Annotated in this window: 8 protein-coding genes; 1 reads left to right on the top strand and 7 read right to left on the bottom strand. The window is 73.7% G+C overall.

What is annotated here, in order from left to right; all coding sequences use genetic code 11:
- Positions 1-2: 2 nt before the first annotated feature.
- The 5 genes from L0965_RS08430 to L0965_RS08410 all read right to left on the bottom strand — a co-directional run bounded on the left by L0965_RS08430 (position 3) and on the right by L0965_RS08410 (position 9508).
- Positions 3-5945 (bottom strand): Ig-like domain-containing protein, encoded by a 5943-nt coding sequence (locus tag L0965_RS08430; RefSeq protein ID WP_101306896.1) that lies wholly within the window; start codon positions 5943-5945, stop codon positions 3-5.
- Complete coding sequence (locus L0965_RS08425; protein WP_060958400.1) at positions 5942-7090, bottom strand: serine/threonine-protein kinase; 1149 nt, start codon at positions 7088-7090, stop codon at positions 5942-5944. Before L0965_RS08425 ends, L0965_RS08430 begins: the two co-directional genes overlap by 4 nt.
- A gap of 181 nt (positions 7091-7271) precedes the next feature.
- Positions 7272-7937, bottom strand: coding sequence for a hypothetical protein (locus L0965_RS08420; RefSeq protein ID WP_060958399.1), 666 nt, complete (start codon positions 7935-7937; stop codon positions 7272-7274).
- A gap of 126 nt (positions 7938-8063) precedes the next feature.
- On the bottom strand, positions 8064-8555 hold the full coding sequence (locus L0965_RS08415) for a hypothetical protein (RefSeq protein WP_101306897.1): 492 nt from the start codon (positions 8553-8555) through the stop codon (positions 8064-8066).
- Positions 8555-9508 (bottom strand): ABC transporter, encoded by a 954-nt coding sequence (locus tag L0965_RS08410; protein ID WP_101306898.1) that lies wholly within the window; start codon positions 9506-9508, stop codon positions 8555-8557. The genes L0965_RS08415 and L0965_RS08410 overlap by 1 nt, the downstream gene beginning before the upstream one ends.
- A 127-nt stretch (positions 9509-9635) precedes the next feature.
- On the opposite strand from L0965_RS08410, the gene L0965_RS08405 reads away from it, so the two are divergent.
- Entirely contained in the window at positions 9636-10298 is a 663-nt protein-coding gene (locus L0965_RS08405) for a hypothetical protein (protein WP_060958396.1), read from the top strand.
- 3 nt (positions 10299-10301) lie between these two features.
- On the opposite strand, the gene L0965_RS08400 is transcribed toward L0965_RS08405, so the two are convergent.
- On the bottom strand, positions 10302-13487 hold the full coding sequence (locus tag L0965_RS08400; protein WP_157831645.1) for a hypothetical protein: 3186 nt from the start codon (positions 13485-13487) through the stop codon (positions 10302-10304).
- Positions 13488-13589: 102 nt separating this feature from the next.
- On the bottom strand, positions 13590-14189 hold the full coding sequence (locus tag L0965_RS08395; protein ID WP_101306900.1) for a hypothetical protein: 600 nt from the start codon (positions 14187-14189) through the stop codon (positions 13590-13592).
- Positions 14190-14308: the final 119 nt, after the last annotated feature.

The raw sequence follows: 14308 nt of genomic DNA, 5'->3' as shown, positions 1-14308 counted from the left end.
GGTCAGCCGGCCGGGTCGGGCGCGGTGGAGGGCGTGCAGCGGGTGGACAGTTCTGCGGTGGCCGGCGACAGGTTCCAGCCCTGGCCGGACCAGTCGACGACGACCTGGATGCCGGCGACGCGCGCGGCATCCGCCGGCACCGTCCACGGGTCGGCGCCGGGGGCGATGAGCGCGTCGTTGCGGTCGTAGTAGCGGATGGCGGCGGCGTCGAAGGCGATGTCGGCGCGCGAGCCGCTCGAGCTGCCCGAGGGCTCGAGCGTCGCTCCGCCCGTGCAGGATCCGAGCGTCCACGAGGCCTGCACCTGGTACGGGGCGCTGCCCGGCGCCGGGGTCACCGCCCCCCAGGCGGACTGCCACCAGCCGTCCTTGTGCTCGTAGCGCACCTCGATCCCGGGGTCTTTGTCGAACACGCTGCTCGGCAGTCCCCGGAAGACGACGTCGTTCTCGTTCGGCGGCGTCTCGGGGGAGGTCGGCGTCTGATCGATCGTCCAGGTCGCCCGGCCGGCGTCGTTCCCGCTGCCGCTGACGTGGGCCGTCGGCCCGACCACGAAGGTGTAGCCGGTGGGCGCGGCGCCGCTCTGCGTGGCGCGCACCTGCTGCGTGACGGTCGCCCGCCCGAACGACGTCCCGTCGTACCAGGACTCGACGCAGAGCACGAAGGTGTACAGCCGGCCGTCCGGAAGGTCGCCGAAGACCCGCCGCGCGCCATCCTCGCTCGTGCGACAGCTGTCCGCCGAGACCGGACCGTCGGCGGCGGGCGGGCCGTCCACGCGCACGATGCCGTAGCGCACGCGCGCATTGTCGCCGCCCGGCGACGCCGTGCCGACGGCGGTGATGTCGACCCGGCCGCCGCCGACGTTCACCGCCGTCAGGCTCAGCGCCGCCCCGGTGGGCGCGCCGATGCCGTAGGCCTGTACCGTCATGCTCCCGATCGCGGGGCCGGGAAGGCCCGGGGGGACGGCGTAGCGGGAGACCGGGGTCACCGTCACGGGCGTCGCGGTGTTCGCGCCGACGCGGAACGTCGGGACGGACACCTGGGTCTGATCGGCGGCGACGGCGATCGTGCGCGTCTCGCCGGAGGGGCTCGAGATCTGCAGTGCGCCGGTGTCGGCGGCATCCACACCGGTGAGCGTCAGCGCCGCGACGCCGCCGTCCGCGCCCGCCACGACGGGGACGGCGCTCCCGCCCGTCGGAGCGGCGGGCGGATCGTAGGCCCACGCGGTGGTGCGCACCGACGTCAGCGAGGCGCCGACGGCGTTGACGGCCACCGCCTCGTAGGAGCGCTGCTCGCCGTTGGGCGCGCTGATCGGCGGGCAGATGCCCTGGGGCGTGCACACCGCGACCCGCTGCCCGCCCTGACGCACCTCGAAGCCGGTGAGAGCCGGATAGGCGGCCTGCGCCGGTCCGGGGTCCACTCGCAGCGTGAGGCTGCCGTCCGCATACGCGGACTGCGCGACGCTGGCCGGCGCGCGGGGGAAGCCCTGCAGGTCGAGGAGGATGCGCCCGTCGCGCGCACTCGCGCTCTGGCGCCCCTGCGCGTCGCGGACCGTGAAGCTCGCCGCGCAGGCCGCACCCGGCGCGTCGTCGGTCCAGCTGGCGACGACGCTCGTCGGCGAGACGACCGCGAACGTGACCCCCGTGCACGCCGCCGCCGGCGCCACCGCGACCACCTGCAACGGCGTGCTCGGCAGCGGGTTGACCTCGCCGTTGGCCCCGATGACGTCGATCGTGCACGAGCTGCCGGCCGCCTGGCTGCACTGCTGCTGCACCGCGCCGCCCTGCGGGAGGGTCGAGGGCGCGGCGCCGACGCGGAGCGAGATGCGGGCGGGGGCGACGCCCGGGTGCGAGGCGACCTGCACCACGACGCCCTCGACGGTTCCGGGAACGGCGGCGTCGCGCCCGCGGACGGTGAGCTGGGCGCCCTGCAACGAGACGTCGAAGGATGCCGGTGTGCCGTCGATCCGGTAGACGATCGCCTCGGGACGGCCCTGCCAGGTCGTCATCGCGCCGAGGTCGAACACCTGGGTGTCGCCGGGGGCGACCTCGAGGGCCGCCGGCGACAGCCGCGGCTGGGGGTCGAGCGGGGTGACGACCACCGCGATCGACAGCACGGTCCACGTCGACTGGCCGGACAGCCGGACCGGCACGAGGCAGGCGTCGGTCCAGGGGGCGTCCGCGCCCGCGGTGTAGCGCAGCGTCGTGCCCGACACCACCGTGCACGTCGCGGCCGCACGCGCACCGGAGGCGCGCACCTCGTCGGACATCTCGAGCGTGCGCCCGCGCGGCACCGCGACGAGCGTGCTGACGTCAACGTCGGCCTGGCCGTTCTCCCCCACCGTCAACGGCGGCGACCCCGGCCGGAGGGTGAGCGGGGCGTCGGCGACGGCGGGGATCCGCAGGAACGCGTAGGTGGTCACCGGTCCGGCCGCGGTGGGGCCGGTGACCGAGAACGCGATGAGGTGCGCGCCGTCGTCCACGCTGCCACGCAGGCGGGTGCCGTCGACGGTGATCCCGGCCGGGGCGCCCCACAGCCCGACCGTGAGCTCGGCGGTGTCGCCGCCGGACCACACCGCCTTGCCGGCGAGCACGTCGATGCCGCGGGCCAGGTCGTCGCGTCCGTCGGCGCTGAGCACGGTGTCGGAGACGACCGGGAAGTCGGCGACGCGCTGGGCGACCACCTTCACGACGATGAGGCCGCGGGCGGTGTTGCCCGACGAGGAGACGACGTCGTACAGGAACGACATCGTCCCCGGCGACGCGCCGGCGGCGATCGTCAGCGCGTCCTCGCTCTGCGCGACGATCCGATCCTGCAGCCGCGCGAACTCGGCGGTCGGCGTGCCGTCGAGCGCGAACTCGGGCACGTCGGGGCGCACGCGCTCCAGCGTGAGACGCCCCTGCAGGGGATCGATGTCGTTCGCGAGCGGATGCACGCGGATGACGTTGCCGTCGCCGGCCTGCACCTGCACGTAGTCGGTGTAGGTGACGGGGGCGGGGCTGGCTTCGCCGTCGAGCACTCCCACCCGCACGGTGCCGATGGCGCTCCGACCCGACGGGTCGACGACGCGATAGGTGAAGGAGTCCTGCCCGGAACTGCCGGCGACGCTCGAGTAGACGATCGACGCCCCGTCCGCGGAGATCACGGCGGAGCCGTGCGCCGGCTGGTCGACGATGCGGTCCAGCCGCACGACGTCGCCGTCGGGATCCATGCCGAAGCCGCTGAACGGGATGGTCGTCGACAGGCCGCTGAGCACACGGCCGGACAGGGTGCGCGGCAGCGGATCGCGGTTGCTCTCGTCGCCCGCGACGCGGATGCGGACCGTCGCGATGTCACCGAGGGCCGGGGCCCCGGTCGTGAACGCGCGGTACTCCACGGTGTAGTCGCCCGGCGTCGTCGGCGCCAGGTAGCGCAGCACGTCCCCCGCCGCGAAGGCGAGGGCGTCAGGGCTCGACGAGACGATCGACTCGGGGTCCAGCCGCGGCCGGGTCCCGACGGCGGCGACGTCGTTGTCGAGCACCGGGATGTCGATCTGCGAGCCGGCGCGGACGACCACACGGTCATCGACCGCGATCGGCGCCTGCTCGTCGGCGGAGGGCAGCAGGTACACGGTGGCCTCGCCGATCACCGACGAGCCGTCGTCGGTCGTCCCGTCGCCGACGCGGTACGAGACGGTGCCGAGCAGCCCCGACTCGCCCGAGGGCGTCGTCCCCGACACCCGCAGCTGACTCTGGGCCACGATGTCGGCGGACAGCGACGCTCCGGTCGCCGGACGGATGACCGGATCGCTCAGCAGCAGCACGCGCCGCGTCGGGTTGGTCACCGCGGCCAGCACGTCCACCGTCGCATCCGCCTGCGGCCGGACGAAGGCGACGACCGGCGCGGTCGACAGGTTCGCGGCACCCGCGGCATCCAGGAGTGTGAGGCGCACCGTGCCGGTCGCCTCGCGTCCGCCCGCCGAGACGGTGACGGCCACGCGGTAGGCGCCCGGGGATGCCGCGGCGAAGTCGAACGTCGTCGAGCCGCCGACGACCGTCGCCGTCGCGGCGGCGTCGTCGAGCACGCGCGCCGCCGTGAGGGTGAGGTCACCCGCCGTGCCGGTCACGTGCGGCGCGACGTCGACCGACACGCGCGAGCCGGCCACGTCGACGACGGCGAACGACTGCACGACCGGCTGCGCGTCGTCGCGGATGCGGATCACGAGCTGCCGCGTCGCCGTGGCGCCGCGGACGTCGGCCACGGTCACCGTGACCGACGCGGCCTGCTCGCCCTCGACACCCGTGTCGTGGTGCTGGAAGACGACATCGCCCTCCGGCGTCGTGGCGACCTGCCCGAGCCCGGAGTCATCGGTCGCCGACAGCAGGAGCACGGGATCGCCCTCGGGATCCACCCAGTCGCCGAGGACGGGCACGCTGACGGTTCCGCCGGGGGCCACCTCCGGGCTCGGCCAGTCCTGCCGGCACGCCTCCACGCCGCACCAGACCGGGGCGGAGTTGTCCTCGTCGGAGACCGCCCGCAGCGTCACGGTCGCCGGCGGCGACAGCAGCCCGTCGGCGGTGGTCCCGTCGGTGACGGCGTAGGAGAAGGCGGCGGTCCCCGACGCCCCCGGCGCGACCCGCACCGCCAGGCGCTGGCGGTCGTCGGTGGTCGTCACCGTTCCGAAGGCCGGGTCCAGCCCCGTGACGGATGCCGGATCGACGGCGAGCACGTCGTCGTTCGGATCGTGGTCGTTCAGCAGCACCGGCAGGCTCACGAGAGCCCCGGGGCGCACCCCGAAGGCATCGTCCTGGGCCACCGGCGGACGCGGGTCGATGACCGGCGGCGGCTTCTGGTCGTTCGTCTTCGGGGCGGTCTGGACGTCGTCCTCGATGTCCCAGTTCTGACTCGACGGAAGGAGCCGCCCGTCGGGCACCGACCACACCCACCCGGATCGGGCGTCGTTGAGGACGACGCCGTCGCCGGCATCCACGAACACCGGTCGGCGCTGCGATCCGAGCCCCTGCCCGGCGTAGTCCAGCGGCACGTCCGCGCCGGTCGAGGTCCACAGCGTGCCGCCACGCGTGCCCTCGCCGAGCCACGCCGCGCTCACGACGCCCTCGCGGACGACGGGGCGCGCCGGCGTGCCGCGCGAGGTCGTGCTGTCACCGAACACCCGCTCCGCGCCGTCGCCCGACACCGGGATGCGCACGAGCCCGGACTCGTCGGCGACGTACACCGCGTCGCCGTCGGCCGAAGCACGCCCCACCGCCGTCGCTCCGGCGATCGGCACGCGTCCGCTCCCGCCGCGCGTCCAGAACCGCCCCGCGTCCGCCCCGCCCGTCTCCACGAGCACCCAGTCGTCGCCGGCGCCCGTGAGCACGGGCCGCTCCACCGTGGCCGCGACGGTGTCGGTGGCCAGGACGCTCCCGGTGGCGGCGTCGATGCGGGCCACCGTGCCGGCACTCGCGGAATAGCTGAAGACCGTGCCGCCCGATTCGGCGGCCACCGCCACCGAGGCCGCCACGTCGACCGCCGCCGCCGGTCCCGCCGACAGCCTGCCCACGAACACCGTCCCCGCGTCGGTGCGGTAGGCGACGATGTCGCCGGAGGCGTCCATGTCGGCGGTCCCCGCCGGCGCCGCCGTCGCCGAACGCAGGCCGTCCGCATCGAGATCGACCGGCGCGGCGTCGTCGATCCGCACGACCTTCGCGTCGCTGTCGGTGAACATGTAGGCGGCGTCGGCGGCGCCGACGATCCGGCTCGGGTTGCTGACGGCGCGCACGGTGTCGATCTCACCGATCGCGGTGTTCACGCGGGCATAGCGCAGGGAGTCGGCCTGCAGCACCCACGCCGTGGTCTGACGCGGCGGCGTGCGCTGGGCGTCCAGGCCCGGCCAGACCACGCTCACGCCGGCGATGAGCGCCAGCGCCGCGCCCGCGGCGGCGAGGCCCACGACCGTCCCGCGTTTCATGGGCCGATCACCGTCCACAGTGCGGCCCCGGCGGCGAGGAGCCCGCCCACCGCGACGATCGCGCCGACCACGGAGAGCACGATCACGCGCGGGGACCACAACCTGCGCGGCTCCGAGGCGCTGAGCCCGGTCGCGTCGTCCTCGGCGCTGGGGGTGCGGCGCGCGACGGCATCCGTCGGAACGCGGCGCCGGCCCTCTGCCACGCGGCTGCGGGCCGGGCCGCGCGCGGACACGTCGGTGAAGTCGACGGCGTCGGATGCCGGCATCCACTCCTGGGTCGGCACCTCCAGCGGCGTCGGCGCGAGTCCGACCGACCGCTGCACGTCGCGGATGGCTTCACCGAACGCGCTCGCCGACGCGTAGCGACGGTCGGGATCGCGGGTCATGGCCGTCGCGAGCACCTGCTGCAGCGCGTCGGGGACGTCGGGGCGCGGGATCGGGACGAAGGTCGCGCGAGCGATGCGGCGCCGCATGAGCTCGCGGGTGTTCTGCTCCTTCTCGCGACGCTCGAACGGGCTGTGCCCGGCGAGCAGGGAGTACACGGTCGCGCCGAGGCTCCACACCTCGCTCGCGATCGTGCCGCCGCTGTGCTCGGCGACGACCTCGGGCGCGCTCCACGGGATCGACATCGCGAGCACGTCGGAGGCCGCGCTGCGCTGCAGCGACGACGAGATGCCGAAGTCGGCCAGGACCGCCGACCCGAAGCTCGTGACGAGGATGTTGCTCGGCTTGATGTCGCGGTGGATGAGCCCCGCCCGGTGCGCGGACTCCAGCGCTCCCGCCAGGCGCACGGCGACCGCCATCACCTCGTCGACCGGCATCCGCTCGATGCGGTAGCGCTGGGCGAGCGAGCCGGGGCAGTACTCCATGACGATGTACGGGCGCCCGTCGGCCGAGATGCCCGCCTGGTAGACGGTCACGATGGCGGGATGCGCGGACAGATGCGCGAGCACGTCGGCCTCGGCGTTGAACATGCGCAGCAGATCGGGATCGCGCTCCCCCGCCGGCAGCACCTTCACCGCGACGGCGCGCCGGGGCATGTCCTGCTGATACAGGAAGACGTCGGCGAAACCGCCGGACCCCAGTGGACGCACATAGTCCAGCCCCGGCAGCTGCGGCGGCGCAGACGGGAGCCTGCGCGTCATGGCACCCCTCAGTCATCTCACGGACCCGGTCCCCGACGACGTCGACGACCCGGCCATGCTAACAAAACCCCCGGATAGCCCCTCCGCCGAGCCGCCACGTCCCGGCCGAGCCGCCACGCTCCGGACGGGCCGCGCGGTGGCGGTTCGGCGAACGGATAGCGGGTCGCGGGGGCGGGGGGAGCTACAGGTCGGGCAGGCCGGGGTCGGCGTGCGGGTCGAACGGGGCATCCAGCGAACGCGTGAGCTCCTCCAGCATCGCCGTGATCTGCGGCTCGACGTATTCGGCGATCGCGGCCTGGATGCGCAGCCGGTGGTGCAGCAGCACGGCGCACACCTCGCGACCGACCATGTTCGCGTAGTCGTCGGCGAGACCCACCTCCTGGCGCAGGGCGGCCTTCGCCTCGTCGCTCAGGGGCGGAAGGGCGGGGATGTCGGCGTCCGCCTCCTCGGCGAGACCGCCGATGGTGAACAGGAAGGGCGCCCCGGGAACGGGATCGGGATCCATCGGCAGGCCCTCGAACTCGGGGTCCAGGCCCTCCGCGGGACGGTAGCTGCGGGCGCGGTTGCGCGCCGCCTGCTGGTCGAGCTCGGCCTGCAGCATCGGGAGGTTGCGGGACGTGTAGTCCGCGACCGCGTGGTCGACGATGGTCTTGATGCGGGTCGACAGCCCATGCTGCACACCGTGCGGGACGTCGGAGCCGAGACCCGCCGCCGACAGCACCGGCGAGCCGAAACAGCGCCGGCACGGCGCGACGCGGCCCCGATGCGTGGAGGGCTCCCAGCGCGGCAGCCAGCGCAGCCACGCGTCCACCGCCTGGCTGACCTGGGTCTCGATCGACCGCTCCACGGGTCCATTGTCGCGGTTCCGGGCCGTTCCCGGCGGATTTGCGTCGCGGCATCCGCCGCAGGCGCTGTCGAATCCTGCTCGGAGGACGCCGCGAGGGTGTGCGCGGCGTCGCCGGCCGCGCAGGGCTCAGTCCTCGTCGCGCTCCCACGGCCAGCGCGGACGATCGGCACCGGTGCGCACGAGGGCGACGGCGACCCAGCCCGCCACGAGGGCGGCGGATGCCAGGACCACGGCGAACCACGAGGTCGCGAACCCGCCGATCGCAGCCGCGGTGCGCGCGGCATCCGTACCCCCGAGCACCGCCCCGACCAGCACGCCGAGAAGATAGGCGAGGAACGTCGCGACGACGACCGTGAGGACGGCGACGTACCGCGGTCGGGCCGGCCGGACGGCGAGCCACGTCGTCGACGCGAACGCCGCGAGCGCCAGCACCGCACCGCCCACGCCGGGCAGCTGCCCGAGCCCTGTCACCGGGAGCACCTCGGCGCCGCTGAACAGGCTCAGCATGCCGAACCCGGCGATCAGCAGCGCGAAGAAGCCCACGACGGCGAACGCCGTCGCGATCGGGGGCGCGACGCCGCCGCCGTCTCCGGCGCGGGGATCGCGCGACCCCGACATCAGCTCTGGTGCAGTCGCGGGCCCGCCTCGAGCGTGCGCTCGTACTCGCGCTGCGCCTCGTCGTTCAGCTCCGTCACGCGCTTGCCGCGCGCGGCGACCCAGGCGCCGAACCAGATCGTGAGCTCGCGGCCGAGCACGAAGGCGACGATCGCGAGCGGCGCCAGCAGCTGGCCCTGGACGAGATCCGCACCCTGTCGCGCCGTCAGCGTCCAGAACGGGGCCTGGAACAGCTGCCCCAGCAGGTGGCCGGCGTACGCCACGACGCCCACGAGCAGACCGAAGACCACCCAGTGACCCCAGCGGCCGCGGTTGATGATCGCGCCCAGCAGCCAGAACCCGAGGAAGAAGACGACCACCGGCACCCACAGCCACCACGACTGAACGGCCGCGAGCGCCGCCGTGCCGATGTTGGCTCCCGTGACGTCACCCGTGATGGCCTTCAGTCCGAGGGCCGCGCCGAGGTACAGCACCCCGAAGGAGACGGCGGCGAGCAGGCCGATCGCACCGGCCGCACCGCGGTTGCCGCGCAGACGCGGCGGCTCGGGGGCCTGGACGAAGATCGGCTGCGGCGCCGGCGCCACGACGGGAGCGACGGGCTCGGCGACGACGACGGTCTCCGCCGCGGCGCCGGAGTACGCACCGGGCACATAGGCCTCATCGACCGGGTCGTCGGCGTACGAGGAGCCGTAGACCGGGGCGGCGGGCGCCGTCTCGGCCGCGGCGACGGTCTCGGGGGCGTCGCGGGGAGCGTCCGCGACCGGGGCGGCAGGCGCGGCGGGAACCTCGGCGTCCGCGGGCTCAGCCGACACGACGGGCTCGTCGACCGCGGCCTCCCGAGAGGCGGCCTCCGCGTCGGCGAGGCCGGCATGGGCGCTCGCGACGGCGTCGTCCACCGACGTGGTCTCGACCGGGGTCGGCTCCTCGATCGGTTCGCCGTACTTGGGGTCGCTCATGGCGTGTGCTCCTCACGCGGGACGTGTGCCGCCGCACAGCGAGCGTAACCCGCACCCCGCGCGCCGGAGCGGAGCCATGCCGACGTGTCTCGACCCCCGGCGCCTGTGGGCCGCCTATCGTGAGCGCATGACCGTTCGCCCTCGCCTCGCCGCCCTCGGCCTCACGCTGCTCGCGGTCACGGGTCTCAGCGCCTGCGCCGGCGTGCCGGACGGCGGCGCCACGACCTCGGGCGCGACGGCCAGCGCGGCCCCCGCGACCCCCTCTCCCGCGCTGACCCTCGCCGCGTTCCCCATGGGCGCCTCGACGTCCACGACCGCGCTGCCCGCCGACCTCCCGCAGGGATGCCGCGACATCCTCACGGCGACGGTGCTGAAGGAGCTCGAGGGAGTACCGCTGAACGCGGACGGGATGGGCGGCGGCATCCGCTCCGACAGCACCCGGGTGTGCGTCTGGGGTGAGCCCGGGGCGGTCGCCACGCGGCTCGTGACCCTCATCGGCTACTCCCCCGATCGTGAGGCGCGCGACGCCCTCTACGCCCTCGGCAACGACGGCTACACGTGCTACGAGCCGCACGGCGGCATCCGTTGCGAGAAGACCTGGCAGTCGCCGACGCTCGCCGTGGAGGAGGGACGCACCCTGTTCTACCGCGACGGCGTCATCGTCGACACGCAGTACTCCAACCTCGCTCCCGCCGGCTACACCGACGCGGTCATCGACGCGCTGTGGCCGCCGGCGGGATCTCCGCCGCGGACGAGCGCCCCGACGCCCAGCCCGACGCCGACGCGGTAGCCGTCATCCCTCCCACGCGCTGAGGGCGCCCCACCGATCGTCCCGGTGACGGTTTCGTCGCGCCTCCCGCATCAGCACGGTGGCCGCCCGGTCGCGGGGGTTGTGGGCGACCCACGTGTCCACGGCGCCCTGGACCCAGTCCGTCGCCCCCAGTGCGGGGAAGTACAGCAGGTGTTTCAGGAGCGACCGGGCCTCGGGGCGAGTCCCGTGCACCCGCAACCACGACCGCACGGGGTCGAGCACCCAGGCGGCGCGCCGGTAGTCGGCGTCGTAGAGCAGGGCTCCGAGGAGCTCTCGAGCACCGGCATCCATCGTGTGGTCCTGAAGCCACCTGCGCACGGCGTCTTCGACCCACGGCGCGGTGCGCAGCGCCTCCCGTTGGCAGGCACGAGCGAGCAGCGGGCGCGCATCGGCGGACGCACCGTGGTGGTCGAGCCACCGTCGGATGGCGTCGTGGACCCAGGGCACGACATGAAGGTCGTCGTTCTCGAGCAGACGAAGCAGGATGCCGCGGGCGCCCTTCTCCGTTCCGTGGGCCTCAAGCCACCGGCGGGCATCGGAATGCACCCAGTCGGCGGACGCGAAGTCATCCTGCTCGATCACTCGCGCCAGGACGTCGAGCGTGTCGGCGTCGTCGCCGTGCGCGTCGATCCAGGTGCGCAGCGCGGTCTGCACCCACTGCCTCTCGCGCAGGTCGGGCTGCTCGATGAGGCGGGTGATGATCACGCGCGCCTCCGCGGAATCGCCGTAGGCGTCGAGCCAGCGGGACACGGCCGCCTGTGCCCACGGCTGCGTGCGGAGCTGGTTCTGCGCGATGACATTGCCCAGGATGCTGCGGGCTTCTCTCGACGTGCCCCAGACCTCCAACCACGACTCGACCGCGACGCGTACCCACTCTTCGGTGCAGAGCAGACTCTGACCGACCAGTCTCGAGAGAACGCCGCGAGCCTCCGGTGTGCGCCCGTGGAGCGCCAGCCAGGAGGAGACCCACCCTTGAAGTTCATCCGCGGGATACAACGGCGCGTGACCGACGATCTCGGCCAGGACCGTACGCGCATCGACGTCGTCGCCGTTGACCTCGAGCCACCGGGCGGTGCTCTGGCGCACGGTGGGCATCCCAGCCGCCGCGGGGGACTGGACGAGCGTCACGAGGACGCGACGCGCCTGCGGCGCCGCCTCGTTCGCGCTGAGCCACGGGACGATCACAGAGCTGACCCACTCGCTGTCCTGCCGCGTCGCGGTGCCGGCGATCCTGGCGATGAGCATGAGGGCCGACGGCCGGGTGCCGTAGAGAGCGAGCCATTCCTCAACAGCCGACCGAACCCACTCGAGTCGACTGAACTCGACGTTGCCGATGAGCGACGCGAGCACATTCTGCGCCGTCTCTTCGGAGCCGTGGAGCCGGCACCACTCGCGCCAGCAGTCGCCGACCAGCGCGGCGGTGTCCTCCGTCCTCAAGCGAGGATCGAGAAGGAGGCGCAGGACGGCCGCAAGCTCGCCGTCGTTCGTCTGGAGGACGGCGGCCCGCAGGACCGGAAAGGCCGCCTCCGCCCAGCCCCGCAGATAGAGGGAGCGCTCTTGCGGGGTAGCACGCCCGGAGGTGGCGGCATCCGTCGCGTAGCGCTGGAGGTGCAGGAGCAGGCTCGCCGCGGAGGGGAGGTGAGCGGCCACCGAGGTGAACACCACGCCCGCGTACTCGCGGCGCCCGTTCTGGATGTCGCTCTCGACGACCTCCGACATCAGGTGATCCACCACGGTGTCGTGGATCGAGGCCACTTGGCCGTCGGCGACGGCGACCCACCCCGCCGTCACCAGATGATCCAGCGTGCGTCGGGCGAAGAGATCCGGATCGTGCTCGCCCACGGCCTCGCAGACCCCGCTCGCGCCGCGCAGCGCGACATCCGTCGAGGCGGGGGTGGCGGCGACGAGGGCCACCGCGACGCAGAGAGCGGGCGGCAACTCTCTGCGCTCCGCCAGTCGCGCGGTCCGTGTGCCCGCGTAGCCGTCGTCGGCGAACCTCCGGCGCAGCCAGTCACCGAGATCACCGCTGCGAATCGCGGACGTCTCGCTGGCGCGCAGCGGAGCGTCCCGCGCGAGGGCCTCGAGCTGGCGGGCGATGAGGGTCGCGATCATGGGACGCGACCCGACGAGCCGTCGGAACTCTTCGTCCCCCAGCTGAACGGCCGCGGTGGGGGCGACGGACAACGCGATGGCGTGGGAGACACGTTGCTGATGCTGCTCGCTGTTGTCGATGGCCACGATCTCGAAGGGGCCGAGGTCGGGCGATGTCGCGAGCCAGCCGGGGCGCGCCGCGGCGAGGAACGACACCTGGATGCCGTGATCGCGCGCCTCGGGCAGGAGCTGGTCGCGTAGCTCGTGCAGCGCGAACCCGTCGAGCTCATTGGGATAGTCGATCAGGACGAGTACGGGCGCGGTGCTGGCCAGGACCACGGCCTCGAGGTCGCTGACGGTGCTCGACGGCGTGTGCAGGAGATGGATGACATGCCAGCCGGTGCGATGCGCCCGAGCGGCGATCTCGAGGAGCAACCGGGTCTTTCCCGCGCCCCCCACTCCTTTGAGGAGCAGGGCGCAGCCGTCGTCCGAGGAGAGTCGACGCCAGATGTTCTCGCGGTGCGCCGGATGATCCGGTGCGGGGTCGATGTACTCGTGGGCGCCGGCGACCTGGCCGCCGCTGCGACGCTGCAGCAGTGCGGTGTATCGACCGTGACTGGCGAACGCGCGAGACGTGGAGGCGAGCAGGTGCGCGGTCAGCAGCTCCTGAATGACACCGAGCGACGATTGCATCGCCGCCGCGTCGGCGAGCAGCTGACGTTCGGTCCACGAGGCGAAACGGATCGCACTCGCGCGCAGACTCTCACGAAGCGCCGCGCCGATCACACTCGCGTCGGCCGCATCGCGGACCCCGAGCGCGCGCAGCGTGTCGTCGTCGAGATACTCATCGAGGGGCGATGCCGCGCCGGCGCCGAGCCACGCCAGGAAAGAGGGGTGCTTCGCGACTTTCGTCGTGAGCACCGCGGAGGAGGTCCCCGCCGACCGCTCCACGTCCGCGACGACGGCACGGCGGAAAGCGCGATCGGCGAGGGCCTCACGGATCGAGGTCGCGGCCTCGCCGGTGGCCGCCCCCCACCCGAGATTCAATGCCTCGGCGAGATCGAACACCAATCCCATCCGAGATCCTCGCCCTTTATCGCGCTGACATTTCCGCTCAGCATAGCGACGCCGAGGCGGACGCCGAGCCGGACGCCGAGCCCGACGCCGACGCGGTGGCCGTCATCCCCAGACGCGCTTGGCGGTGCGGGTCACGTAGTCCGACGGATGCCACGCGTTCTCGCTCGTGGACAGCCACAGCCCGCCGCCGGCCTCGATCGTCTCGGTGAGGTCGCCGTCGGTCCGGCTGCAGCGGGTGCGCTCCTTCTCCGTCGTGCAGAAGAACCCCGCGGCGGGGAGCGCGGCGGCGGCGAGAGGTCCGGCATCCGTCGGCACCGTCGCGAGCGTCGTGGAGACGCTGCCGGCGTCGGCGTGCCAGAAGCAGGTGAACGTGACCTGCGGCTGCAGCGCCGTGACGAGCTGGCCGGCCGTCGTGGTCGGCGCGTCGGTCGAGGGGGTGAGCACCGCGCCCCGGGTGAAGCGCAGCGCGGCCCAGAGGGCCTCGTCGTACAGTCCGGCGCAGTCGGTGGGGACGCCCGCTGCTTCGTCGTCGGCGGCCGCGACCGGTTTCGAGGTGGCCGGCCCTTGGACGGCGCCGCCGACCCACGAGACGGATGCCGGGATCATCGGGATCGCGAGGTACGCCAAGGCGCCCACGGTCGCCGCGCATCCGATGCCGACGACCCACGCGAAGAGGGCGTTCCTGCCGCCGATCCGGGCCATGTCCTCAGGCTAGCCCGCCGCGCGGGGGTCACCCCCCGCGCCGTGCGCGAGCCGCCAACATCCGTGCGAGCCGCCATCACCCGGACGTACCGGGGGATGGCGGCTCGGCTGGGGCGTGG

The sequence above is a fragment of the Microbacterium sp. NFH-22A-Y genome, from assembly GCF_021401375.1.
In the GTDB taxonomy this organism is placed as follows: Bacteria; Actinomycetota; Actinomycetes; order Actinomycetales; family Microbacteriaceae; genus Microbacterium; species Microbacterium hominis.
This window is presented reverse-complemented; position numbering and strand designations above follow the sequence as displayed.